The sequence below is a fragment of the Kordia jejudonensis genome, from assembly GCF_001005315.1.
GTDB classification, from domain to species: Bacteria; Bacteroidota; Bacteroidia; order Flavobacteriales; family Flavobacteriaceae; genus Kordia; species Kordia jejudonensis.
The window spans coordinates 107,776-131,528 of the sequence record NZ_LBMG01000009.1; the positions used below are offsets into that span (position 1 = coordinate 107,776).

The following is a 23,753-nucleotide window of genomic DNA, read 5'->3' on the forward strand; positions in this document are numbered from 1 at the left end:
AAATTGCTCTTTTCAGGCCTGTTTTTACCTTTTTTTCGTTCCGTAGCGCTGCTATGAAACTCAAAAAAGCTGTCAACAGAACTTAAAACTGCTAATTTTCGCCTAAATCCGAAAAGTTTAAACGAGTTCATAGATTAAAAAATATAAATCATTCTGCTTTTTCAAAATGTCCAATAATCTAAAAATCCAAGAAGTCTAAATAAGCTTTTGTGATTTCGCTTTTTGAACCGCTTCCATTTTGTTGTGTACTTGTAGTTTTCGGTAAATGTTTTCGATGTGTTTTCGAATCGTTCCTGAAGAGATGAATAGGTTTTCTGCAATTTCATTGTAATTTAAACCTTTACTCAATTGCAATAATACGTCCGTTTCACGTTTGGTCAGTTTTACTTTTTCAATGGCTTCATCTTCTGTGACTGTAAGCGGATTTCGAAGTAGCTTGAGCGCTTTTAATGCAATGCTTGGCGACATTGGCGCACCATTATTTACAACTTCTAGAATTGATTTATGAATGTTTTCTGCATTAATTTCTTTTAGCAAATAACCATCTGCACCAGCTTGAATGGCTTTGAAAATGTTTTCTTCGTCATCAAAAACCGTTAACATGATGATTTTGATTTGCGGATGTTTTTCCTTGATGATTTGTGTTGCTTTTATTCCATCCATTTCAGGCATTTGAATGTCCATCAAAATAACATCAATGTTATGATTTACTTCCAGTTTCCCGATCATTTCCGCACCATTAACCGCTTTAAATTTGAACACAAAATCGTCAAAGAAAGATAGTTTTTCCATCACCGCTTTGGCTAAAAAATGATTGTCTTCCGCAATGGCTATTTTGAGTTTCATATTTTTTTGGTTTTGGTTTTGGGTGTTGGGTCTTTGGGTTTTGGTTGTTGGGTGTTAGGTGTTAGAAACTAAAATTTTTATACTTTTAAACTTTATTTTTTTTTAGTTTAATATTCAAAGTTACTTGAAGCTTTCTCAATTCTCAATACTCATATCTCAATACTATTTTAGGTATTTGGTGTTGGGTCTTGGGTTTTGGGTCTAGGATCTTTATTCTTTATTCTTTATTCTAAATTAAAACTTCTCAATACTCAATTCTCATATCTCAATAATATTTTAAGTATTTTGGTCTTGGGTCTTGGATTTTATTTTTTCCGATTCAACATTCAACATTCAACATTCAACATTCAACATTCATAAGTTAACATTTAATATGATTAAAACCTACACATGAAATTTCACTGTAATTTTAGTTCCTTCATTTGACACAGAATTGATATCAATATGCGCGTTGATTTCGTCCATTCGTTTTTGCATGTTATACAGTCCGTTTCCGAGTTGTACGGTTTCTTTTTCAAAGCCGATTCCGTTGTCGGTAATCGTGAAAATTAGTTGCTTGTTTTGTTCTGCAAACGCAACGGTTACCAAATCTGCTTTTGCATATTTTAAAGAATTGTTGATGGCTTCCTGAATGACTCTGAATAGATGCATTCCTTCTATTGCGCTAAATTGAATAGTCGTTTCAACGTCATTGTTGAATTTAAATTTTATGTGTTCTTTAGCCACTTTTGCCTTTTCAATAAACGCCAAAGTTCTGCTTTGTAAGTCAGAAATTGAGATTTCATCTTTGTTCATTGCCCAAATGGTATCGCGCAATTGATCAATAGTTGATGATGTGAATTCGCTAATGTAACTCAACTTGTCTTTGAATTGATCCGACGCATCTTTGGAAGCATATTTTAAGTTATCAATTGATGAAATGATGAATGATAGTTGTGCGCCAATATTATCGTGCAAATCTCTTGAAATTTGCAACCGTTGTTCTTGTAATTTGTTTTGCGTTTCTATTTCTTTTAGTGCGACTTTCAACTTGTTTTCTTTGATTAACTGCCTGTTTTTTAGTTTTTGTTGATTGTAAAATAGATATCCAATCAAGCAGAAAAGTAATGCCAATCCGAGCGCGCCGTATATTTGGTATTGGCGTTCTTGCAATTGCAACCCTTTTTCGGCTATTTCGGCACGTTGTTCCAAAATTTGACGTTCTTTTTCGGCTGTTTTGTATCGGGTTCGCATTTCGGAAATTCCATAAGCAAAACGCTTGTTGTATTGTATAATTGCTAAATGGTATATTTCATCGCCTAAATCGGCAGCCTGTTTGTACTTTTGCTGTTGTTTTAAGAGCTTTTTTAGTTCAAAGTATGCGTAAATTAGTAAAGGAGTATCATTTTCTTTTTTGAATATATCTACAGCTTTTTGAAGCATTTTTGTTGCTTGCTCATATTTTTCTCGTTCTCGAAAAAGGTTTCCTTTTTTAATAAGTGCAAAGCCTTCTTCGCTTATATTTTTACTTTTTTTCGCGTAGTATATAGAACTATCTAATAATTTTAATGTAATATCTTTTTGTTGAAGTTGGTTGAAACTTTCGGCAAGCAAACCATAATTGGAAGCCAACTCATCATAGTCATTTTTTTGAATGTTTTTTTGAATGACTTCTCGCAATTGTGTATTTGCTTTACGAAACAGGGAACTGTCCTTTTTCATCATCCCAATTTCGATATTCATCGCACCAATTTTTTCCTGTGATTGCAAAACTAATTTATCGCTAACATATTTTTTATTTTTTATGATATCGGACATAATTTCGATAACATCTTCGCGCTGATTTGAATAGTAGTAGCATTTTGCAATTTTGAAACGGCCGCGATAATAGTCTCTGTATTCTTTTTGTAATCTAAAAAACTCTGTAGCTTTTAATAATATTTTTAAGGCTTCATCAGATTGAGTTTTTTGTAATAGTAGCGCACCACGAAGCAATTCGGCTCTGTAGTAGTATGAAGAATCATTTATTTTTGAAACCAGTGTGTCAATTTTACCCAAGTATACTTCCATAGAATCAACCGATCTTTTATAGGCAAATTCTTCACTTTTTTCTTCAAATTGTTCAAATAAAGATATAGCTTCTGCAGTAGGAATGTTGCTGTTTTGCGCAACTAAATACGTTGAAAATAGAAGTAATAGTATGAATGCGCGTCGTTTCATCTTGATAAAGATAGAAAATGTTTTGGTTGATTTCGTTTTGTGTGAAATTATCACAGTAACAATATTCTTAATTTTTCATTTGAATTCCTATACGTAGAGTTGCGTATTTTCATGAATTGAATGATTGAATGATTGAAAAATTCAAAGATTGAAGAATTGAAGATGTTTACAAACTTCTTTTGATTATTTTTTTGAATGTAAAATCTAGCACGATTGAAAATACTACGTAATACAGCAAGTATTTTGGAAAGTACAGAAAGCTAAAGAAAGCGCCATAACTTTCACGTCCGCTTGCATACGGTTCGCCAATAGCGGCATCAATCCAAAGTGATGCAAAGATCAATACAATAGTAAATATAAACGGAAGAATGATCGCTCCAGTGATTGCTGGCGTAGAGAATTTACGTCTTGGGTGTTTTTTTCGAAACTGAAACATGTGCCATATGTGAAATAATACTAGTAAACTGATTAGAATGATTGCAAACCAAAATGATTCTATTTTCATAAGAAATTTAGCAAAACCACTCAATTTTGGTACGCGAGATATTTGCAAAACCTCAACAGGAAGTTTGCTAAATTCGTAGGTAGCAATTCCGTTGATTTCTCCAGTTTTAGGTGTTCCAACATTGATTGATACTTTGTCTTTTACCTTGCTCGTATCTATTGTAATGTTTAGTGTTCCGAATGATTTCCAGTATTTGGCTGGCGCTAATGCATATAGAAAACTGTCTTCGTTGAGACGATTGTGTTTGTAACGCCAATTGGTTGCTTTGTAGGTAACTTTTATGGTGTGATTTCCTTCTGAAATATCCGTTTCGAAGTATAAAAAATCATTCAGATTGATCCGTTCGCTTCTTCCGTATTGAAATTGATTTTCTATTTCGGTAACTTCTTTTCGATCTGCATTGTAGAGATAGTGGAAGTTGGTTAGCTTTTCTTTTTCTGCTCCGTAAGCATTCCAAAAATCTTCTTGTCGTGCAAGTGTAACTTCTTTTCCATCAATGGTTACTGTAAAATTTTCATAGTACGAAGAAGCATAGAATAGTAACGGAATTTGTGTGCCGCTTTTTTCTGCCTGAATTTGATATTCGACTACAAAATCAGCATATTCAAAGTTTTCGTCAATGGTAATGTGCAAATTTTCATGTAAAATATTTACATACTGACTTATAAAAGGGCGTGTACCAAAGGTTCCTTCATTTACTGGCGATGCCATATTTGCATGCATGCTTATTGAGCTTAGTATACAGATGAAGAAAAGTTTGATACGCATAGGACTTTTTTTGGTTGCTTAAGGATGTATAGTGTTTGATTTGAATTTATTTGTTGCTTTACTACATCTCGACTGCGCTCGATGTGACAAAAGTAAAGAAGTTGTTCTGACGCAAACAACTTCTTTAAAATGACTAACAGAATTATTTAAGGTAAGTAAATGACTTCCACAAGGTTGATACCGTTAATTTGTCTTTGAAGTCTTCATAGGAGTTGACTTCCGTATCTTTTGCAGCCATCAACATAATGATGTGTGTATCTGTATATGGATTTGGTTTTGCAATGACATTAAAGTAGTAACGTCCTTGAAATAGATCGCTGAGTCCTTCTTTCATAGTTCCGATGGCGCGAAGCGATAAGTATTTGTCTCCATCAAATTCTTTGACACCGATAGCATCCTCTTCTATGTTGTATCCGCCACTTTTGAGCATGTCTCTGATTTGTTTCATGAACGTTTGTCCATCTTTTTCAAGCTGCATGTTTCCATCCATGGAAATGTATCCAAACGAGTACATTTCTGAGACAATACTGTCGTTTCCAATTTTTTGAATCATTCCATAGGAATATGTTTTTTTGCCTTCTACTGGTTTTTCAAATTTCAGATTTTTAGGAATATCTACTTTGAAATGCACTTCTGGCTTGTCGATTTTTTTAGAAAATTCGGGGGTTACTTCATATGTAATTACGTCTATTTTTTCTTTGTTTTGACACTGCACAAAGCCAAGTTGCACACAGAGTACTACGACAATCCATTTTATATTTTTCATGCGAATTTTGTTTGTTTTTTTACTTATTATTGATTGTTTAATATTCTCTTACTCGAGCACCTTTGTTGTTAAAAACGCCTTGTACTACGTTTCCAGTTTTGTTGTATTTCATCACGCCAAGTCCATCGATACGGTCTCCTACAAATATTCCTTTAAACACTGAACGATCAACATATGTGTAAATTCCGTAGCCATTTCGCTTTCCGTCTGCCGTATATGCGCCTGTGTAAGCACTTTTGTTTTTCCACAGATATGTTCCGACTCCAAAACGTTTTCCACTTTTGAAAAATCCCCAATAGATATCTCCGTTATTGTATTCAAATTTTCCAAAACCATCTACACAATCGCCTGTACAATTACCATTCTTTTTTCCTGATTTGTAGTTTTCTGATGATTCTTGGATGAGTTTTCCATTTTCAAATAAACCTGCACTTGTTATTTGATTTTTTTCATTCATTGTATAGCCTAATCCGTGTTGTTTTCCATCTTTCCAACCACCAACATAGATGTTTCCTGTAGACCATTTGTAATATCCAACTCCGTGACGTCGATTGTTTTTATATTGTCCGTGATAGTATCCGCCATTTGAATATGTAATGTATGCTACACCGTTGATGGCACCATCTTTAAAGGTTGCATCCGTAATGATGTTATTTACTTCTACACGTCCCCAACCTTCTTTGCAGTCGCCTTTTACACAATCATAGTCAGTCGAAGTTGAAGCCTTTTTTGTAGTATTTGTAGTTGATACTGTACTTGACGTTGTGGTTTCTTCTTTGTTGTCTAATTCTCCATTGTACAATTTTCCTTGATATATTTCATTGTTTTTAGCGATTCTGAAACCTGTTAAAATATACTGAGGTTTGTCGTCTATAAAAATTACAGGATCACCATTGCTTAGGTATTCAAAACGAGCTTTTTTGTAATCAATATGTTTTCCTTTGACCACAATAAAGAAGTTTTCTTTTTCTAATTCACGTGTGTATAGAATAGACGATTCATCAGTTGTAAATAACTTCATGTTTTTTACGGCTTGTGATTTTATATTTTGGTAATTGTTGATTACGTAAGTTCTTCCTAAACTTTTTTCTATGCGATAATCAATCATGTGTGGACCTAAGAATGCAAAATCGCGTGATTTCACTTTGTTTTGCCCGTGTACATAGTTGATAAATTTTCCATCATGTGCATAGCTTATCATAATGTCTCCTTTCGAAATTACTTGTGTTACGGGAATTTTCGTTGCTACCGTATTTGCATCATTGTTTACATTAGGAACAGAATAGTATGTTTTTGTAAGTCCGTCATATACCAATTTTTCATTTGGCTTTACTCCTTTGCTGATTATGATATCCGTTGCTCTTTCTCCATTTATGAAAACAGTTTGTATTTTTTTCGCTGTTGCACTTCCACTTGGAATGTAGTAGCCAAATTCAAGTTTCATTGGTTTGTTGATATCGCTGTAATATCGATTGAATGTTTTATAGTGTTTGGCTTTTGCATCGTTTGCCACGTAGAAATCAATTTTGTTTCCTTCTGTATCTACATCTACTTGATAGTTATAAATTCCTGAAGCGAGTTCTTCTTTGATTAAATATCCGTTTTTGTAATGATATTTCCCTTTAAATCCAGGTTGACGATTTTCTTTTGTGTATTGGGTAGTCACAATAACAATGTTTCCTTTTTTCTCATAGCTATAATCGCGTTGTTGATAGAAAACTCCTTTTTTATCGATGACCGTTTTTATGATTCTATCTTGCGAATCGTAGGTATATGTTTTTTCATCGCCATAAGTGTTTTTTTCAAATACTAATAAGTTTTTGGCGTTGAATGTATAGTTGCTTAGACTTCCACTTTTGTATTTAAATTTGATGATATTTCCTCGCGAATCGTATTCAAAAGTATCATCATAATTGTTTCCAGTTATTTTTCCATTATTGTCGTAGTAATAGCGTGTTCCGTAGTTGTATACTAAGTTTCCTTGTACATCGAATATTTTTCCGCTTGACGCATAAATATCTCCACGAAGAAAGAAATGTTCTTTTTTATGCTTGAACCCAATTGGGTTTCTAGGCGCATTGACCATGTCTATTTTTTGTGCTTGAGTGATTTGAAACACCAAGAAAAACAGGATAAGAAACGTTATATTTTTCATTATATACAGTTTTATTCTATAATTTTTATTGTATTCATGAGTTCGTCACACATGTGTACATTTACAGTTGTATTGTTGAATGTATTTTTTGATAATTCGTCTTTGAAAAAGGTTAAAAGACTTACCGTTACTTTGTCTTCTAGCTTGCTTTCATCTATCACCATTTTAAAAATATATTTCCCGTCTTGTTTGTCTAACGCAACAGTTTTAGGCGTTTCATCAGTAGCAAAACCGTATTCTATTAAAAAGTCTTTAAGATTTTCTGCATCTTGCTTTGTTACATTTTTTGTGTAGCGAACTTCCGTTGCTTTTGCCATGAGTGTTTTGCGAGCATCTTCAAATTTGTGAACACGCAACGTATTAAATGTATCATCACACAGATGTAAGTCTATTGGAATTCCCATCATGTCTGATAATTCTTTTGGAAAGAAATTGAAGATGTTTTGCATAGATGCATCATTTAGAAATTCTTCTTTGATGACCATTTTAAATTGATACACGTCTTTTTCTTTTAGAAACTGAACCGATTTTACACTTCCATCTGCAAAACCTGAACTTATTAAGCTTTCGCCAAGTTTGTCTACTTGTGCTTCTGTAACGCCATCTTTGTAATATACTTCTGTTCCATCATATACTTTCTTTTCGCCATAATTAGTACAAGAAATGAATAGTGTTACGACAGCAAGTAAAGAGATTATTTTTTTCATTGTATTGGTATTGATTATTTTTAAGCGAATGATTTTTATTTTGTTCAAAATTCACATTTTACTACTGTACTTACAATACGACGAATTGCGTATTTTTTACGTATTTATATGTTTTACTGCTGTTTACATTTGACTTCGTATCGTCTTTTATTTCCAAGATATCCTAACGCTATGGCCGTTTTCCAGTTTTTACACGCATTTTTAAGATCTTGTTTCATATCGTATACATTTCCTCTGTTGGCATATGCCTTTGCATACGTGCTGTCCAGTGCAATTGCTTTATCAAAATACGCCAACGCTAACATTATTTTTCCTTTTTTCGCAAAGCAAACTCCCATACTGTTGTACACTTTTGGTTGGTTTTCATCAATGTCAATTGAGTTTTGATAGTCTTTTAAAGCTTCGTCGATAAACTGCATTGCATCGTGTGCGCCACCTCTAAAAAAGAACGCTTCAGCATGTGTTGGATTAAGACTGATGACTTTGGTATAATTTGCAATAGCCGCTTTGTAATTGGCATAATCGTCCTTGGCATTTCTGCGTTGAATTAATGCCGTATGAAAACCCGCTTTGTAAAAATAAGCGTCTGCAATTGTGCTGTCGATAGTAATTACTTGATTGCAAAGTTGTATGCCTTCAAGAAATTTTGATTGTTCTTTTTTGACTAAAACATGGGCTAATAAGGTTTGTGTCGTTTGCGCGTTTGCGAAGAAAAAAACAGTGCTAAAAAGGAAGATTGAGATACATTTCATACGTAAGAGATTTAGAAACTAAAATTCTATTTTTCTTAAGTACTACACAATACGACGAACTTCGTATTTTGGTTTGAAAACTTGTTTAACCTAAGTTCGACGTAAAAAATTTAGTTCGATATTTATCTTTTCCGAAGTATAGCAGGGATTTTCAGTTAAAAATTTTTGAATCCTTGGAAAAAATTTAGGAAAATTCATGCGGTTTTAGTTTTTTCCAGAAAGAAAAACTAAAAATACCTCTGGAAAAGTTCCCTTTCTTTTGTTTCTTTTCTTTGGGAAAGCAAAGAAAATGAAAATAAAACACTGAAAATATGGTGTTTAGTAAGGAGTTTCTAAGCTCAATTATAAATATGAATTGAATCACTTATATCGAACTGACGTTATTTAAAAAGTTATTTTTTAAAAATTAGTGTTCCGCGTTGAAATTTACATACATCTTCTACACTCTTAAGTGACTTGTATTTCTTTACGACATCGGGATGAATTTCTGTTTCTGACAACGGATTGTGTGTTCTGTAGTTTTCGCCTTTGAACTCAATAACGCTCAAATTATTTGCTTCACACAATTCTAAATAATACAGGTAAGACAAGCGGTTTGTGTAAGCAATGTCGTTTCCTGCCCAGAAATTCCACGTTTTATCAGCATATTTTAAGAAGTTGAATTCTGAAATATTTTTGTCTTGAAAAAACCCAGGATTTGCAAAATGATCTATAAAATTAATCGTGTGTACCGCAAAACCATCTTCGGTTAGCCAAACTTTCATTTTTGTGAATAATTGCTGTAAAAATTCAGGCGGAATGTGTTCAAAAACCACTTGTGAACAAATGTAATCAAACGAAGTACTCACATTTTCTATGGCTTCCAGCGTATATTTTGGAATGTATGTTATATGACAAAATTGAAGTAGCTCTTCAAGGGTTTGAAACGATTGTAGCTGTTGTATTTTTTCTTTAATCTCAGTCGAGCAGAATTTGCCTCTTGCTGAAATTTTATCTAAAAAACCTTCATTTTCAAGATGTTGAATTTGCTTCTGAAATGTTTTGATGGAACTGTCGTTGGAAATATCGACCGTTATAATCTTATCAAAACCTAATAAATACAATACCACAGGAGAAATTAGCGAATATCCTGTGCCAATTTCCAAAGCTGTCTTTTTTGAATCTTCTGTAAATGTTAGTGTGGTTTCATCAAACTTTCGTAAACATTCATGTGTTTGATATATCATCACATTTTTGTGATAATTTTTTTTCAATGTCGCTGGAATATGATTGAGCTTATCGCCAATCTTAGTAAAATGCAGTATTTTTTGCAGACTTGCTTTTATTTTCCAGTGCATTGTTTTTGTTGTCTTTTGTGCAAATTCTAAAATTTATGACAAACCGCCAATAAAGTTTCAAATTCATTTTAAAAAAATAGAATTCTTGAACACAAATTATTTATTTTAAGATTTTTTTAACTAAATTTAGAACGTCAAAAAACCGATCTACCAAATTGAAAGAACTCCATAAAAATCTACATTTAGCTTTATCTACAGGTGCTGTATTAGTTGTAGGCGCCACATATGGTTTGTACCCAAGTACTTTTTTACCTTTATTTTTTGACTTTACAGTGGAAACAACCGATTTGAATCATGTGTTTAGAGCCATGATGGGTTCCTATTTTGCATTGGGTATATATTGGGCATATAGTTTATGCTTTCAAAGTCACTGGCGTGCCGCTACCTATTCCGTGGTATTTTTTATGGGCGGATTAGCTGTTGGTCGTTTGTGGAGCATTGCCGTGGACGGAATTCCATCTACTGCATTTACTGTGGGAACTGTTTTAGAAATTGTTTTCGCTATTTGGGGCTATATTAATTTGAAATTGTACAATAAAGAATAGCCTATTTTGCTAACGTGCATACAAATTGGCTTCCATGACCCATTTTGGAACTTACTACAATTATTCCACCGAGTTTTATAACTACTTTTTTTACAGTTGCCAAGCCAATTCCTGTACCTGCATTTCCAAACTTGTCTGTTTTTTGCGCTGTTGTAAAAAGTTCAAAAATTTGTTCTTGAGCTGTTTCAGGAATTCCAGGACCATTGTCAACTACGGTAATTTGATAGTGTTCTTCTTGTTCGAAAATCTGAACTTGTATACTCGGATTTTCTTTGTCATTGTATTTTATAGCATTGGAAACTAAGTTTAGAAGAATTTGTGTCAAACCTGCACGATTTACATGTATTGTTTGCAATGCAGTTTCAAACAGTAGCGACACTTTTTTATCGCTATTCGTTATGTTCTGAATTTCTTTTTCAATGGCAGCAACCGCAACTTCTTCTTTTTTGTTTTTTACGACTGTATCTGCTTTGTAGAATTTTAATATTCCATCAATATAATCGCGTAAGGAATCCGATGAAGTTTTGATGTATTCTAAATACTGCAAAGTTTCTTCTGATAGATTTGTAGCTTCTTCCTCCACCAATTGCGTTAGCATTCTTATTTGTGCTAATGGCGATTTTAAATCGTGTGAAACTACGCCCGCAAAACGTTCTAATTCTATATTTCGCTTTTGCAAATCGGCTTGTAATTCTAATAGTTTGATGTTTTTGTACCGCTCATCAAACAGACTTACAACTTGTTTTGCCATTGCTTTGAGTGCGTCTACTTGCGCTTGTGTTAATATTCTTGGTTTTACGTCATACACACACAAAGTACCTAGTTTAAAACCATCAGGATCTACTAACGGAACGCCTGCATAAAAGATAGCATTGTGTTCGGCGACTAACGGATTGTCATGAAAACGTTCATCTTCGCGTGCGTCATACACGGTCATCATATCACCTTCAGCATTGATTGCATGCCCACAAAAAGAAATTTCTCTTGGCGATTCGCTAAAAGGAATACCATAATGCGATTTTAAAAAGTTACGATCATAATCTAATAAGGTTACCAATGAAATGGGCACTTCACAGATGTAGGACATTAATGAAGTAATGTTGTCAAAACTTTCTTCTGGTAATGTGTCTAATAATTGGTACTTTTCTACAGCTTTTTGTCGCTGTTTTTCATTTTTGGGGAATGAAGGTGAAATCATGCAATACTAATTTAAAGAATCTATTAAATAAAAAAACTTCAAGATGTGAAGATACAACAATATTAGCAATCTTTATTTGATGGTATTCTTCAGAAACGTTGGAACTCATAAATTCAACGATCAATTGTACTTTTATCTTGGTTTTATCGTATTTTTATAGACAATTTTTTGAGATATTTATTTATGGAAAAAGAAGCGTATAAAATTTATATTATTGGAGCTGGAATTAGCGGTTTGATTGCCGCCAATGTATTGGAAAAGAATGGTTTTTACCCACATATTATTGAAGCAACTGACCGTGCTGGAGGACGCGTAAAAACGGATGTTATTAATGGTTACCAACTTGATCATGGTTTTCAAGTATTGCTCACTGCTTATCCTGCTGCACAAGCTTATTTAGATTATAAAACGCTTGATTTGCAAGAATTTTTACCTGGCGCAACTATTTTTACCAATGGAAATGCTAAAACACTTGGCGATCCGTTGCGAAATTTCTCGTTGCTATTTCCCACACTTTTTTCTGGAATTGGAACTTTTTCTGATAAACTCAAAATTTTAAAATTAAATACAGCTGTCAAGAAAAAATCAGTCACTGAAATTTTTGAACAACCTGAAACCTCAACACTCACACATTTACAAAAATTAGGCTTTTCTGACGAAATGATTTCGCAGTTTTTTAAACCTTTTTTTAGTGGAATTTTTCTGGAAACAAAGCTTGATACTTCCAACAGAATGTTTGAGTTTGTGTATAAAATGTTTGGCGAAGGATTTGCTGCGCTTCCAAAAGCAGGTATAGAAGCTATTCCACAACAATTAGTTGCCAATTTGAAACAGACTACTTTTCATTATAATACAAAAGTAAAGCAAGTGGAAGATGGGAAAATACTCCTTGAAAATAACGATGTTTTAGAAAGTCATTTTACAATTGTTGCCGCAGAAGCAAGCAACCTGATTACAAACTTAAAATCGCAAAGTATTGCATGGAAATCCTGTGACACCTTGTATTTTGAAACGCCAAAACGTACTATTGCAAAACCATTGATTGGTTTGATTCCCGCAGAACATACATTGATTAACAATATATTTTATCATACGAGTTTGGAAACCGCTTCTACAGGCGCCAAAGAATTGCTTTCCGTGACCGTAGTTACAGATCATAATATGGCAGAAAGCTTTTTGATTAAGAAAGTGAAAGAAGAGTTGCAACTTCATTGTGGAATTGAAGAATGCACGTTTTTAAAACGCTATGAAATTCCAAAAGCATTGCCAAATTTGCAACAATTACAATATAGCATGTTACCTTCTGAAACACGATTAACGACACAAACTTTTTTAGCAGGCGATGTACAACTCAACGGTTCGTTAAATGCTGCCATGTTAGCTGGAGAAGCAGCCGCTTTAGGTGTGATTGAAGCATTGGGAAGTACTGTAAATCCTGACGATTTAAAATCTGAATACGCATAAATCATGAAGATATCAACACAAGTTGCTAAACATTTTAGAGACGTTTTTTTTGGTGGAAATTGGACAGCTTCTAGTGTACAACAAATTTTAGAAAGCGTTACTTGGGAACAAGCCACGACGAAAGTGTACGATTTGAATACGATTTGCACCTTAACTTTTCATATACATTATTACGTAGCCGCCGTGTTAAGAGTTTTTCAAGGCGAAACTTTACAGGCAAAAGATGCGCATAGTTTTGATCATCCTGAGCTAAATTCACAAGCCGAATGGGATACTTTTATAGCAACCGTTTTGGCAGACGCTACCATGTTTTCAACTGCATTAGAACAGTTACCCGAAGATTGTTTTGATCAACCATTTACCGATGAAAAATACGGAAGTTATTACAGAAATATTCATGGTATTATAGAACATACACATTACCATTTGGGTCAAATTTCTTTGATTAAGAAGATTTTAGATTCTAAAACCTAGAATTGGTTTATCCTTGGCAATTATTTATTTTGAATATGAAGCATCTCGACTGCGCTCGATGTGACAATTCTTTAATTTTTTAATGAAAACTACAACCACTTTTTTCTTCGGAAGTAAATTAATAGTGCGAGGAATAGCATGATCATAATTCCCCAAAGGATATAATAACTGTATTTATAGTGTAATTCGGGCATGTTTTCGAAGTTCATTCCGTAAACACCCACAAGAAACGTTAATGGAATAAATATGGTGGAAATGATGGTGAGTACTTTCATAATCCCATTCATTTTGTTGCTCATGTTGGTCATGTGCATATCCATAAGTCCCCAAACCATCTCTCGGTATAAATCGATATTGTCATTTATTTGTAAGATATGATCTTGTAAATCTTTGAGATATTCGTGTATTTTTATGGTAATGAGTTCCGATTCTGACTTTACAATTCGGCTGATAACTTCTCTAGACGGAAGTATATTTCTGCGTAAGCGAAGTAAATCCTGTTTTAGGTATTGAATGTCTTTTGAAATATCTTCACGAGAACTTTCTAAGAACAATTCGTCTTCTGCCAATTCTACTTTTGAACCAAATAATTCAATAACTACGGCATAATTATCTACAATAGCATCTATGAGTAAAAATCCCAAATAATCAGCTCCAGAGTTGCGCAATCGGCTTTTTTGATTGTGAAATCGTTGTCGGATTGGGTTAAAGATATCTTCATCTGTTTCTTGAAATGTCAACACGTAATCTTTTCCAATAATGATAGAAATATGCTCCGTAAGCAATTCATTATTTTGATTGTGATATAACATTTTCATTACGACAAAAATGTAATTTTCGTACTCGTCAATTTTTGGGCGCTGATTGGTGTTTACAATGTCTTCTAAGATCAGTGGATGCAACTTGAAATACTCTCCGATTTTGGAAATATCCTGTGCTTTATTTAGTCCATTTACATTAATCCAAGTGACTAAATTATTGTTTTTGACATCAAATATTTCCTTAATTTGGTTTGTTTTGTAAGTACTGTACACTTCATTGGTATACTCATGTACTTCTAACAATGTTTCTGGGTTTTCTTTTTCTCCTAAATACACCACTTCTCCAGGAGCTTTTCCGAGACTTTTATGCGCTGCCGTTTTTTTTCTTTTTTTCATGTATTGTATTGAACAAGTCCCTTAAGATATGAATTTTATAGAAGTTCTTCATTTTCTGTGGGAATCGTTTCCTCGACAACTTCACTATTTTCTTGTACTTCTTCTTTTCCTAAAATTTCCAATCCCTTTTGCATTACTAAAGAATTGGGCAAAGAAATATTTTCTCCTGCATCGGTTTTGATGAAGAAATAAAATGCTGTAATATTTTTTACTTCGCCTACCCAATTGTAATCTTTGTCAATGATTTTGATACGATGACCGATACGAACTGGATGGTAGAAAAATAGTATAAAACTTGCCGTAAGATTTGATAATAACGACCATTGTGCAAAGAATCCGACACCTAAAACCGCTAATACTGAAGAAATGAAAATGGTAAATTCTTCAAATTTTACGCCCCAAATGAGTGCCAAGAAAAATCCGCCAATTAGATAAATGACAAAGTAACAAATATTAAAAATTACTTTTCGTCGGTTGATTTCAATAGCTTGTACAAAGCTAAATTTACGGATTGCTTTTTTTATGACAATAATAATTACCATCATGATAGCAATGAGTATTACAGAAAGTAATAGTTGCTCTTTAGGAATGATCATGACTATATAATTTTAGAGTTATTACGGATATCAAATGTATAAAAAAAGTATAGATGGAATGTTTTCTATCTATACTTTTATACAATTTTTTATATGTGAATTATTCTTCTTCTGAATTTTCAACGCTGTTTTTCTTGGAAATATTTAAGGTTTGATCATCAAACTGTAATGTTCTGATTGGGAACGGAATGTTGATGTTTTCTGCTACGAAAGCCTGTTTTATCTTTATAATAGCTTTACTTTTTGCTTTCAGTTGTTCTAGGGAGTTTTCGGCATCAATCCAAAATCTACATAAAAAGTTAATAGAACTTCCACCAAATTCAGTAAAGTAAAACTCTACATTTTCAGAGTTTTCAATTTGTTCAAAGGAATCTGCAATTACATTTTTAGTAATGCTTTCTACTTTTTCTAAATCGGATTCGTATCCTACGCCACATTCTACCATAACACGCATACGTGTGGTAAGTGAGTAGTTTTTTATTGGATTTTCTAAAATGGTTTTATTAGGAATTACCACAATATTGTTGTCCGCTTCTTTTAAAACGAGGTAGTTGATTGCGATATCAATTATTTCTCCTGCATATCCTGTAGTTTCGACCCAGTTTCCAATACGTACATTTTTTCTAAAAGATAATACAACACCTGAAATTGTGTTGGAAAGTGTTCCTTGTAATGCTAAACCAATTACAATACCCGAAATTCCTGCTCCAGTGAGTAATCCTGAAATTGAATCGCCTAAGTTTAATACATTTAACGCTAAAAATAGTCCAGCTGCAACAACGACTACAGCTACAACGCGCGCAATTAATTTTGCTACTGCCTTTTGTCGCACTCTATTTTGTACAAGCTTAAGTGTAGTTTTAAAAATTAATTTAGACAGTAAGTAACTTATAATCATTACAATAAGTGCTACTCCTAGATTTGGTAAGTTTTCTACAAATAAAACCCACCAACTTTGCAATTTTTCTAAAATAATTCCTGTTGTTGATTGTATGTCGTCAATGCCTTCCTTCATGTTCTTTTCTTTTTTTTAAGTGATAAATTTAATTGTACTATTTTAAATGCTTAATATATGTAAAAAAACTGTTAATCTCCATATTTACAAGAGATTAACAGCCAGTATTGATAATTTTGTATTTTAAAATTTTAAGTTGTCAAAAACTAAAACTTTAACCTCATTTGAATCTGTATCGTAATATTCCATAACAAAGTCGTTGTCTTTTGTATAGTATCCTACACCTGACATTTCTTTGGAATTAATTACGTAGTAATCATTATATTTTGATTGTACTGCTCTTCCAACGTTGACTTCTTGATCATTTTCAAAAAAGCTGATATCCAAATCATTGTCATTTAGCTTAAAAGCATATTTCTTATTATTAATCGTATAATATTTTACTTTCGTAATTTCATCATATGCTGGGTCTTTGTCATTATCAATCATGTAGATTTTCGTAACTGCAGTTTGTGCAGGTACTCTATCTTGATTTAATTGATATCTTTGACTCTTATCAAATTTTACTTGTTTTGTTTTTTCTGTAATTACCTTCACTTTCGTGTTGATCATTTCACCATTTTTCATGGTGGTTGTCTTTTTAGTTTTAGAGGTAACTACTTTTTCAGTTTGGGCAAACATTAATGTTCCTGAGAACAAAAGTGCTATTGCTAATATTTTTTTCATATCTTTTTTTTATTGTTAGTATTGTATTCGCACTATGTCAGCGAGCTTATACTTTTCTTCTTCCTGTAATTAGAGAGATGATAAAAAGTACTAAGAATACAAAGAATAAAATTTTTGCGATTCCTGCTGAAGCTCCTGCGATTCCACCGAATCCTAATACTCCTGCGATAAGTGCTATAATAATAAAGGTAATTGTCCAACGTAACATAATTTATATTTTTTAAAGGTTTATAATTAATTGATTTTTGTTTGATACAAATGTACGCTGAGTTGCATGTTTCGCTTTGCTGTATCAAATTTATGATTGACTCTTTTAAAAAGTACTTCAACTATTTTTAGGCAAAAACGAACCAAAATTGGGCATTTTTAGGGCTTTTTCGGCTTATTTTCAATGAAATGAATCAAAACCCAAAGTAAATGAGTCAATGCAACTAAGGGAATGATTGTACATTTGATCCATACAATAGAACCACGAATTATGACGCTTTTTTGAAAGCAAAAAACACAAAAAATGAACTATAAATTATCAAATGTTGCCAGTAAAACTTCCTTAGAACTTACCTTTGGATTACCATTACGATATCCGAATATATACAGATCCAAACTAAAAATAGACGGTTTAAAAGAACAATCAATTCCTATCATTACGATGCATGATCCGCACTATATAACAGAGGGAATTTGGGGAATTCTTCCTCAGAATTTTGAAGGCGAATGGAAAAAATTTCAACAATTAAAAACTACACTACATACGAATAGACAAGATATTTCTAACAACATATTATATAAGGAAGCGCTTAATAAAAGACGTTGTTTAATTTTAGTTACAGGATTTTACATCTATAAAATAGTGGATACGGATGTTCGAAAATTTTTAGTAGAAAAAGAAAATGCAACTCCTTTTGCATTGGCAGGTATTTACAATATTTTAGGTGACGGATTTGTTACCTGTTCAGTAATCAACACGAAAGTTAATGATTTGTTGTCTTCAGAAAAAAATCTGTACGATCATATGCCATTGGAAATTCCACTGTTATTTAAAAACATGTGGTTAAGTCATGAAACAGCTGAGAACGACATTCAACAAATTATTTCAAAACCATATTTAACCAAATTTAAAATTCAGCGAATAGCTTCCTAATGCTCACCACTTTCTACACTATATATATCATTAGCTTCATCTGGGCTGCCTTCAACATACTTTTGTATGGCAATAGACCTGCGCGTTCTGTTGGGTGGCTGCTCATCATTTTTTCACTTCCGATTGCAGGTGTTATTCTGTACATTGTTTTTGGGATTAATCGTAAGAAATTCAAATTTTTTCGGCTCAATTTTAATGCAAAACGTCGTTTATACGATTTTAAAGACATTGTTCATAATATTGATGAAGACGAGCATCCTTTTAGCAAGAAGAAATATGCTAGAATGAACGATTTACTAAAACAGAGTTCTGATTTTCCTGCACTAGAAGGAAATGAAGTCGTATTGTTAAAAGAAGGAAAACAAACGTTTGACACCATTTTTAACGCATTGGAAAAAGCTGAAAACTTTATTCACATGCAATATTATATTGTAGAAAATGGAGAATTACTGACACGTATGCTCGATATTTTTGAACGAAAAATCGCAGAAGGTGTCGAAATCAGAATATTATATGATGCTTTTGGAAGCTATGGTTTGAAACGAAAACGTCTGAAACAGCTAAAAAAAATAGGCGCTCATGTGTTTCCAATACTTCCTTTAAAATTTAATACCATTCTCTCTACCCTAAATTATCGAAATCATAGAAAAATTCTAATCATCGATGGAACATTGGCGTTTACAGGTGGCGTAAATATATCTGATAAATACATTAGTGCTGATTCTATTTTGGGGAAATGGAGTGATACGCATATCCAATTGAAAGGTTTAGTGATCGATCATTTGCATAGAATTTTCATTAAAGATTATTATTTTGCAAGCAACGATACATTGCATGCGACTGAGAAATACTTGCCAAAACAAGCGGAAACGGGAAACACGCTTGTTCAAATTATTTCTGGCGGACCAGACCATAGAAATTTATCTATTTTACATCAATATTTAGCTATGATTGGTGTCGCAGAGCGTTCTATATATATTGAAAATCCGTATTTTATTCCTAACAAAGCTTTACTTGAAGCTATAAAAATGGCGGCTTTGCAAGGTATTGATGTCCGAATTATGGTCCCTAAAGAAAGTGATTCGCATTTGGCAAAATATAGTATGTTTTCTAACTTCCAAGAATTGTTACGCACCGGTGTAAAAATCTACACACTCAATAGTTTTTCGCATAGCAAGCTCATGATCGTAGATAAGGAAATTGCTACGATAGGTTCAGGAAATTTTGACTATCGAAGTTTTGAACACAACTACGAAACCAATACCTTAATTTATGATGCAGAAATTGCCGAAGAACTTTCCAATGATTTTGAATCAGAACTAGATCATTGTGAGTCATTAGATTATGAAGAATTTAAAAAACGTTCCCTAAAAACAAAATTATTAGAAGGAGCAGCCCGAATTTTTAGCCCATTACTTTAAGCGGTAATTTTTTCATTTTGCTTATTCTTTAAAAATTCACTTGGACTGATTCCATATTTACGCTTAAAAATTTTCGAAAAATAACTACGACTACTCAAACCGATGGTATAGACAATTTGAGAGATATTCATATTATTTCCTTTATCATTAATCAAGTCACGTGCTTTTTCCAACCGCACATGTCGTATATATTCTGTAACCGTTCGTGTGAATAAATGCTTGAAACCTTCTTGCAATTTAGCTTGCGTCAAACCACTATGTTCTGCCAATTGATCTAACGTGTATTCCTTAGAAACGTCATCTGAAATATTTTCTGCTATTTCTCGTACAGTTTCTAAATCTTCCATCAAAATAGGCGCCGCATTTTTCCTTGTTTTTACGTCTTTGTCGTGTTGCATCATGTGCAAACATAAAATTTGATATACAATCCCTTCAATCATCATGATACGAAGCATTCCTTTCTGCTCAATTCTGTTAAGAGAATCAATAAATTCCGCTAATTTCAAATTATACGTTCCTATATATACAAACCGATTTTCATGGTACGAATCGTGAAAAACTTCGTAGAGTTTTCGGTTTAAAATAGACGCATCATTTAATCGTTTTCTAATAAATCGTACTCTACTGATTTGAACCACATTGATATGCAAATAGATATCTTTTGGAAAATATCCGTGATTATAGCCTCCACTTTTAGAAGTGATGATAGATGGTTGCAACTCTTTCAACATTCTACGTTTCTTTTCATCATGAAAACGATGTTCACAATATCCTTTTAAACAATATGTAAAATGTATCGGATTGTATTCAGAGGCATCCATGATGAGTTCTATTTCTTCAAAAAACGTAATATTGTATTCAAGCAAACTTCCGCCCCATTCAAACTCGATAAAATGAATAGATCCTTTGGCTAGTTCATTATCTACCTTCAAAATATGTTCTCCCCATCTTTCTATGATAGTACCACCAATAACTTCTTGAATTTGAGCTACAGTGCCCGCAGTATCTGTTGCAGTAATATTGATTACCTTCATAATTTCACCTTCGTTACAATTAATTTTGATGTAAATAATACATTGTATTGATTCAAATGTACTGAAAAAAGCAGCATCAACTTATATTAATCTTAAAAAGACAACGATTGCATCAATCTTTTTAGTAAATGAGCAAATGCGACAACACCGCAAAGTCTATTTTTGTGTTGTAATTAAAAAAATAACTCATGAAAACATTATTTTATGTATGCTTTTTAGCATTTTCGACTACAATTTTCGCGCAAGATATTTCAAAAAACGCGATTGGTTTACGATTTGGAGATAATGACGGTCTTGGTGCCGAAATTTCGTACCAAAGATATTTAAATGATAATAATCGTTTGGAATTCGATCTAGGATTCCGAAGCAGAAACGACGTAGACGCCTTTAAACTAGTTGGTTTGTATCAGTGGGTTCGTCCGCTTGATGGAAACTTTAATTGGTATCTTGGTGCTGGTGGAGGAATTGGATCTTATGACACACCTGTTGCTGACGGTTCATTTGCGTTAATTGCAGGAAATGTAGGAATTGAATACAACTTTGATATCCCATTATTAATTTCTTTAGATATCCGTCCAGAACTTGGTTTTGATGACGCATATAGTGACGATTTGGATTTAGACATTGCACTTGGTATTCGATACCAATTTTAATCAGTATATTATCCTCAGAAATATATAACAAACTACCAACGTAGTATTATAAAGTAATAGTACGTTGGTTTTTCGTTTTTTAAGACGAACTAAATTCTATTTTTTCACAACAAATCACACAATCACTGCATGCAAACCATTCTACGTATTTTTCTAGTAAGTATTTTATGCTATTCTGCAAACTTGCATGCACAATTAAGCGATTTAGCCCGTATAGATTACACTATTATTCCGAATGCGAAATCAGATGTTGAGTATACACGTTTTCGTGCATTGTTTAATTACCCTATTAAACTAAAAAAAGAAGGAACGTATTTATTTTTAGGATTAGATTATAGTAATATTAAACTTCAATCTGAAATCGATTTTCCTTTTGACACTCGTGATTTGAATGACTTTCAATTGCTCGATTTTAGTTTCGGATATACGACACCTTTACGAAACAATTGGCGTTTGGGAATTCGTTTTCAACCTGGTTTTAGCACAAATTTAGCGGCTGATGCGTTGAGTTTTGACGACATTGTACTCTCTGGAAATGTCGTATTTATTAAAACGGGAGAAGTTAGTTTTGGTAAAGCTCAAAAGTGGATTTTAGGAGTTTCGTATGGAGGAAATTCTGGATTTAATTTCCCATTGCCTTTTGTGAGTTATTTTAAAAAATTTCATCCCAAATGGTCCTACAATTTAGGAATTCCAAAAACGAATTTGCAACATTATTTTTCAGAAAAACATCGTTTAAAAGCTTATGCACAATTGGATGGTTTTACGTCCAACTTACAACGAGACGTTCCTATGATTGATGGCACTGCTGCAAGAAGCATTAATTTATCGTTGATTTTATCTGGATTGCAATACGAATATTATTTTACCAAACGTTTGCAGTTTTATGCTCGTGCAGCTTATATTTTTGCCATAAATAACGAATTACGAAGTGAAGATAGAGAAACACTTTTTTCGCTGGACAATCAGGCTAGAATTTACCTGCGTACTGGAGTAAAATTCAAAATTTAAATCAAATACTCTTTCAATATAACATGGAAAAAGCGAACCGAAGTTCGCTCTTAAACTATATATAGTGTACAGTTTTTAACTAATTAACACGTACAAGACCAAGCTGCACACGTCATCGTTTCGTCCGTTCCACCTGTGCAACCACCTTGCGACATACAGTTACTTCCGTCAATAATAGAATTGTTACACACGCGAACATCCGCATCCGTTAACGCAAGTTCTAAATTATTGCGTCCACCTTGAAGTGAAGGCTTTAAACTAGAAACTACTTTTTTGTTTAATGACAATGTTTTTAAATTCTTTTTTTTCATGATATAAAGTTTTTTTAATGAAACTGAATACTGGAAATTACAAAAGATTTAGTGTGTAAAAAAAGAACTACTCTCGTGTTTTATGAATTGTAAGCATTAAAATAAAGCCCATGTAAGCTGCTGTTTTTCAGATATTAAACAGTTCGCTTTTTTGTAGTATTTGATCAAACTACCATACGATTAGTTTTGAAATTTTGCCTGTACCAGTTCACTTTTTTCAAGTACTTCCGTTGCCACAGCATAACCAATATTGAAAATTTCATCTACGTGTGTTCTATCAAAAGTTCTGTACTTATTCAATGCTTTCGGAACAATGGCAATATCGCAATATTTTAATTTTGCATAGTCTTCTTGAACTGATTTCAGCATAAATGCGCGTTCAACCACTCCATACGTACTTTTCAAATCTTTAATTTCGAGCACATCGTAACCACTTACGTGAATTCCAATAACAATATCGCAAGTTTCTCTGAGGTATTCCACAGGAAAATTGTCCATTACACCACCGTCAATATAATAGTTATTTCCTACTTGTACAGGTGTAAAAATTCCTGGAAATGCTGCTGAAGCTAATATTGGCTTAATGAGTTCGCCTTCATTAAATATTTTGAGTCTGCCATTTAAAATATCTGTAGCGGTAATAGTCAATTCCTTTTCAAGTCCATCAAAACTATCTTTCCTAAAGTACGTTTTGAACTCTGAATAATATTTTTCTGCATCTAAGAAACCAGGTTTTCCCAAGGCAAACTTTGTGAAATTTAACACTTTTACACTTTTAAAAAAACGCAACATCGTTTCCCAAGAATAGCCATAAGCATACAATCCGCCAACAATAGCTCCTGCACTTGAACCTGCAATGTGTGTTGCTACTATGCCGTGTTCTTCCAACGCTTTGATAGCTCCAATATGCGCAACTCCTTTGCTTCCGCCACCAGAAAGTGCTAACCCAATTTTCATGATGATTATTTTTTTTAATCTTTAAATTTAGAGAAATTAACAAGAATTCAAAGTCAAAACAACCAAAATAGTTAT

Annotated in this window: 24 protein-coding genes; 7 read left to right on the forward strand and 17 right to left on the reverse strand. The window is 33.1% G+C overall.

Going from position 1 to position 23,753, the window contains the following annotated elements:
- Positions 1 to 195: 195 nt before the first annotated feature.
- The 8 genes from AA089_RS06935 to AA089_RS06970 form a co-directional block, all read right to left on the reverse strand.
- A complete protein-coding gene (locus AA089_RS06935; RefSeq protein WP_046756201.1) occupies positions 196 to 846 on the reverse strand; it encodes a response regulator transcription factor in 651 nt (216 codons plus the stop codon).
- A 384-nt stretch (positions 847 to 1,230) separates the two neighbouring features.
- Positions 1,231 to 3,045 (reverse strand): sensor histidine kinase, encoded by a 1,815-nt coding sequence (locus tag AA089_RS23585; protein WP_156168934.1) that lies wholly within the window; start codon positions 3,043 to 3,045, stop codon positions 1,231 to 1,233.
- A gap of 166 nt (positions 3,046 to 3,211) precedes the next feature.
- Entirely contained in the window at positions 3,212 to 4,273 is a 1,062-nt protein-coding gene (locus AA089_RS06945; protein ID WP_046756202.1) for a hypothetical protein, read from the reverse strand.
- Positions 4,274 to 4,460: 187 nt separating this feature from the next.
- A complete protein-coding gene (locus tag AA089_RS06950) occupies positions 4,461 to 5,084 on the reverse strand; it encodes a hypothetical protein (protein ID WP_046756203.1) in 624 nt (207 codons plus the stop codon).
- 37 nt (positions 5,085 to 5,121) lie between these two features.
- Positions 5,122 to 7,239, reverse strand: coding sequence for an MORN repeat-containing protein (locus tag AA089_RS06955; RefSeq protein ID WP_046756204.1), 2,118 nt, complete (start codon positions 7,237 to 7,239; stop codon positions 5,122 to 5,124).
- Positions 7,240 to 7,250: 11 nt separating this feature from the next.
- Positions 7,251 to 7,946, reverse strand: a complete 696-nt coding sequence (locus tag AA089_RS06960) for a hypothetical protein (RefSeq protein ID WP_046756205.1) — start codon at positions 7,944 to 7,946, stop codon at positions 7,251 to 7,253.
- A gap of 113 nt (positions 7,947 to 8,059) precedes the next feature.
- Positions 8,060 to 8,698: a tetratricopeptide repeat protein gene (locus tag AA089_RS06965; RefSeq protein ID WP_046756206.1), complete on the reverse strand. Its 639-nt coding sequence runs from the start codon at positions 8,696 to 8,698 to the stop codon at positions 8,060 to 8,062.
- Positions 8,699 to 9,090: 392 nt separating this feature from the next.
- Positions 9,091 to 10,035, reverse strand: coding sequence for a methyltransferase domain-containing protein (locus AA089_RS06970; protein WP_046756207.1), 945 nt, complete (start codon positions 10,033 to 10,035; stop codon positions 9,091 to 9,093).
- 155 nt (positions 10,036 to 10,190) lie between these two features.
- Between AA089_RS06970 and AA089_RS06975 the strand changes: the two genes are divergently transcribed.
- Positions 10,191 to 10,580, forward strand: a complete 390-nt coding sequence (locus tag AA089_RS06975) for a DUF4345 domain-containing protein (protein ID WP_046756208.1) — start codon at positions 10,191 to 10,193, stop codon at positions 10,578 to 10,580.
- Between the two features lies 1 nt (position 10,581).
- On the opposite strand, the gene AA089_RS06980 is transcribed toward AA089_RS06975, so the two are convergent.
- Complete coding sequence (locus AA089_RS06980; protein WP_046756209.1) at positions 10,582 to 11,778, reverse strand: sensor histidine kinase; 1,197 nt, start codon at positions 11,776 to 11,778, stop codon at positions 10,582 to 10,584.
- Between the two features lie 183 nt (positions 11,779 to 11,961).
- On the opposite strand from AA089_RS06980, the gene AA089_RS06985 reads away from it, so the two are divergent.
- Positions 11,962 to 13,242, forward strand: a complete 1,281-nt coding sequence (locus AA089_RS06985; RefSeq protein WP_046756210.1) for an FAD-dependent oxidoreductase — start codon at positions 11,962 to 11,964, stop codon at positions 13,240 to 13,242.
- A 3-nt stretch (positions 13,243 to 13,245) separates the two neighbouring features.
- The gene (locus AA089_RS06990) at positions 13,246 to 13,716 is read left to right on the forward strand and encodes a DinB family protein (protein ID WP_046756211.1); all 471 of its coding nucleotides are present in this window, start codon (positions 13,246 to 13,248) and stop codon (positions 13,714 to 13,716) included.
- Positions 13,717 to 13,805: 89 nt separating this feature from the next.
- Here AA089_RS06990 and corA read toward each other — a convergent pair whose 3' ends face one another.
- The 5 genes from corA to AA089_RS24070 form a co-directional block, all read right to left on the reverse strand.
- Positions 13,806 to 14,873 (reverse strand): magnesium/cobalt transporter CorA, encoded by a 1,068-nt coding sequence (corA, locus tag AA089_RS06995; RefSeq protein WP_046756212.1) that lies wholly within the window; start codon positions 14,871 to 14,873, stop codon positions 13,806 to 13,808.
- Positions 14,874 to 14,908: 35 nt separating this feature from the next.
- Positions 14,909 to 15,469 carry a mechanosensitive ion channel domain-containing protein gene (locus AA089_RS07000; RefSeq protein ID WP_046756213.1) on the reverse strand — a complete coding sequence of 187 codons (561 nt, stop codon included), beginning with the start codon at positions 15,467 to 15,469 and terminating at the stop codon, positions 14,909 to 14,911.
- Positions 15,470 to 15,569: 100 nt separating this feature from the next.
- Positions 15,570 to 16,484, reverse strand: a complete 915-nt coding sequence (locus tag AA089_RS07005; RefSeq protein ID WP_046756214.1) for a mechanosensitive ion channel family protein — start codon at positions 16,482 to 16,484, stop codon at positions 15,570 to 15,572.
- Positions 16,485 to 16,607: 123 nt separating this feature from the next.
- A complete protein-coding gene (locus AA089_RS07010; protein WP_046756215.1) occupies positions 16,608 to 17,150 on the reverse strand; it encodes a hypothetical protein in 543 nt (180 codons plus the stop codon).
- Between the two features lie 46 nt (positions 17,151 to 17,196).
- Complete coding sequence (locus AA089_RS24070) at positions 17,197 to 17,358, reverse strand: DUF1328 domain-containing protein (RefSeq protein WP_046756216.1); 162 nt, start codon at positions 17,356 to 17,358, stop codon at positions 17,197 to 17,199.
- Positions 17,359 to 17,661: 303 nt separating this feature from the next.
- On the opposite strand from AA089_RS24070, the gene AA089_RS07020 reads away from it, so the two are divergent.
- Positions 17,662 to 18,291 carry an SOS response-associated peptidase family protein gene (locus tag AA089_RS07020; RefSeq protein ID WP_046756217.1) on the forward strand — a complete coding sequence of 210 codons (630 nt, stop codon included), beginning with the start codon at positions 17,662 to 17,664 and terminating at the stop codon, positions 18,289 to 18,291.
- Positions 18,291 to 19,712, forward strand: a complete 1,422-nt coding sequence (gene cls, locus AA089_RS07025) for a cardiolipin synthase (RefSeq protein WP_046756218.1) — start codon at positions 18,291 to 18,293, stop codon at positions 19,710 to 19,712. Before AA089_RS07020 ends, cls begins: the two co-directional genes overlap by 1 nt.
- Here cls and AA089_RS07030 read toward each other — a convergent pair.
- Positions 19,709 to 20,746 (reverse strand): helix-turn-helix transcriptional regulator, encoded by a 1,038-nt coding sequence (locus AA089_RS07030; RefSeq protein WP_046756219.1) that lies wholly within the window; start codon positions 20,744 to 20,746, stop codon positions 19,709 to 19,711. The two genes, cls and AA089_RS07030, sit on opposite strands and share 4 nt — an antisense overlap.
- A gap of 188 nt (positions 20,747 to 20,934) precedes the next feature.
- On the opposite strand from AA089_RS07030, the gene AA089_RS07035 reads away from it, so the two are divergent.
- On the forward strand, positions 20,935 to 21,399 hold the full coding sequence (locus AA089_RS07035) for a hypothetical protein (RefSeq protein WP_046756220.1): 465 nt from the start codon (positions 20,935 to 20,937) through the stop codon (positions 21,397 to 21,399).
- Between the two features lie 129 nt (positions 21,400 to 21,528).
- Positions 21,529 to 22,410, forward strand: a complete 882-nt coding sequence (locus AA089_RS07040) for a DUF6268 family outer membrane beta-barrel protein (protein ID WP_046756221.1) — start codon at positions 21,529 to 21,531, stop codon at positions 22,408 to 22,410.
- A gap of 83 nt (positions 22,411 to 22,493) precedes the next feature.
- Here AA089_RS07040 and AA089_RS07045 read toward each other — a convergent pair whose 3' ends face one another.
- On the reverse strand, positions 22,494 to 22,721 hold the full coding sequence (locus AA089_RS07045; RefSeq protein WP_046756222.1) for a hypothetical protein: 228 nt from the start codon (positions 22,719 to 22,721) through the stop codon (positions 22,494 to 22,496).
- Between the two features lie 180 nt (positions 22,722 to 22,901).
- Entirely contained in the window at positions 22,902 to 23,678 is a 777-nt protein-coding gene (locus AA089_RS07050; RefSeq protein ID WP_046756223.1) for a patatin-like phospholipase family protein, read from the reverse strand.
- Positions 23,679 to 23,753 lie beyond the last annotated feature (75 nt).

What these genes read in the sequence shown, in the direction of transcription:
- AA089_RS06935 (WP_046756201.1), bottom strand. Translation starts at nt 846, where the DNA reads ATGAAACTCAAAATAGCCATTGCGGAAGACAATCATTTTTTAGCCAAA.
- AA089_RS23585 (WP_156168934.1), bottom strand. Translation starts at nt 3,045, where the DNA reads ATGAAACGACGCGCATTCATACTATTACTTCTATTTTCAACGTATTTA.
- AA089_RS06945 (WP_046756202.1), bottom strand. Translation starts at nt 4,273, where the DNA reads ATGCATGCAAATATGGCATCGCCAGTAAATGAAGGAACCTTTGGTACA.
- AA089_RS06950 (WP_046756203.1), bottom strand. Translation starts at nt 5,084, where the DNA reads ATGAAAAATATAAAATGGATTGTCGTAGTACTCTGTGTGCAACTTGGC.
- AA089_RS06955 (WP_046756204.1), bottom strand. Translation starts at nt 7,239, where the DNA reads ATGAAAAATATAACGTTTCTTATCCTGTTTTTCTTGGTGTTTCAAATC.
- AA089_RS06960 (WP_046756205.1), bottom strand. Translation starts at nt 7,946, where the DNA reads ATGAAAAAAATAATCTCTTTACTTGCTGTCGTAACACTATTCATTTCT.
- AA089_RS06965 (WP_046756206.1), bottom strand. Translation starts at nt 8,698, where the DNA reads ATGAAATGTATCTCAATCTTCCTTTTTAGCACTGTTTTTTTCTTCGCA.
- AA089_RS06970 (WP_046756207.1), bottom strand. Translation starts at nt 10,035, where the DNA reads ATGCACTGGAAAATAAAAGCAAGTCTGCAAAAAATACTGCATTTTACT.
- AA089_RS06980 (WP_046756209.1), bottom strand. Translation starts at nt 11,778, where the DNA reads ATGATTTCACCTTCATTCCCCAAAAATGAAAAACAGCGACAAAAAGCT.
- AA089_RS06985 (WP_046756210.1), top strand. Translation starts at nt 11,962, where the DNA reads ATGGAAAAAGAAGCGTATAAAATTTATATTATTGGAGCTGGAATTAGC.
- AA089_RS06990 (WP_046756211.1), top strand. Translation starts at nt 13,246, where the DNA reads ATGAAGATATCAACACAAGTTGCTAAACATTTTAGAGACGTTTTTTTT.
- corA (WP_046756212.1), bottom strand. Translation starts at nt 14,873, where the DNA reads ATGAAAAAAAGAAAAAAAACGGCAGCGCATAAAAGTCTCGGAAAAGCT.
- AA089_RS07000 (WP_046756213.1), bottom strand. Translation starts at nt 15,469, where the DNA reads ATGATCATTCCTAAAGAGCAACTATTACTTTCTGTAATACTCATTGCT.
- AA089_RS07005 (WP_046756214.1), bottom strand. Translation starts at nt 16,484, where the DNA reads ATGAAGGAAGGCATTGACGACATACAATCAACAACAGGAATTATTTTA.
- AA089_RS07010 (WP_046756215.1), bottom strand. Translation starts at nt 17,150, where the DNA reads ATGAAAAAAATATTAGCAATAGCACTTTTGTTCTCAGGAACATTAATG.
- AA089_RS24070 (WP_046756216.1), bottom strand. Translation starts at nt 17,358, where the DNA reads ATGTTACGTTGGACAATTACCTTTATTATTATAGCACTTATCGCAGGA.
- AA089_RS07020 (WP_046756217.1), top strand. Translation starts at nt 17,662, where the DNA reads ATGAACTATAAATTATCAAATGTTGCCAGTAAAACTTCCTTAGAACTT.
- cls (WP_046756218.1), top strand. Translation starts at nt 18,291, where the DNA reads ATGCTCACCACTTTCTACACTATATATATCATTAGCTTCATCTGGGCT.
- AA089_RS07030 (WP_046756219.1), bottom strand. Translation starts at nt 20,746, where the DNA reads ATGAAGGTAATCAATATTACTGCAACAGATACTGCGGGCACTGTAGCT.
- AA089_RS07035 (WP_046756220.1), top strand. Translation starts at nt 20,935, where the DNA reads ATGAAAACATTATTTTATGTATGCTTTTTAGCATTTTCGACTACAATT.
- AA089_RS07040 (WP_046756221.1), top strand. Translation starts at nt 21,529, where the DNA reads ATGCAAACCATTCTACGTATTTTTCTAGTAAGTATTTTATGCTATTCT.
- AA089_RS07045 (WP_046756222.1), bottom strand. Translation starts at nt 22,721, where the DNA reads ATGAAAAAAAAGAATTTAAAAACATTGTCATTAAACAAAAAAGTAGTT.
- AA089_RS07050 (WP_046756223.1), bottom strand. Translation starts at nt 23,678, where the DNA reads ATGAAAATTGGGTTAGCACTTTCTGGTGGCGGAAGCAAAGGAGTTGCG.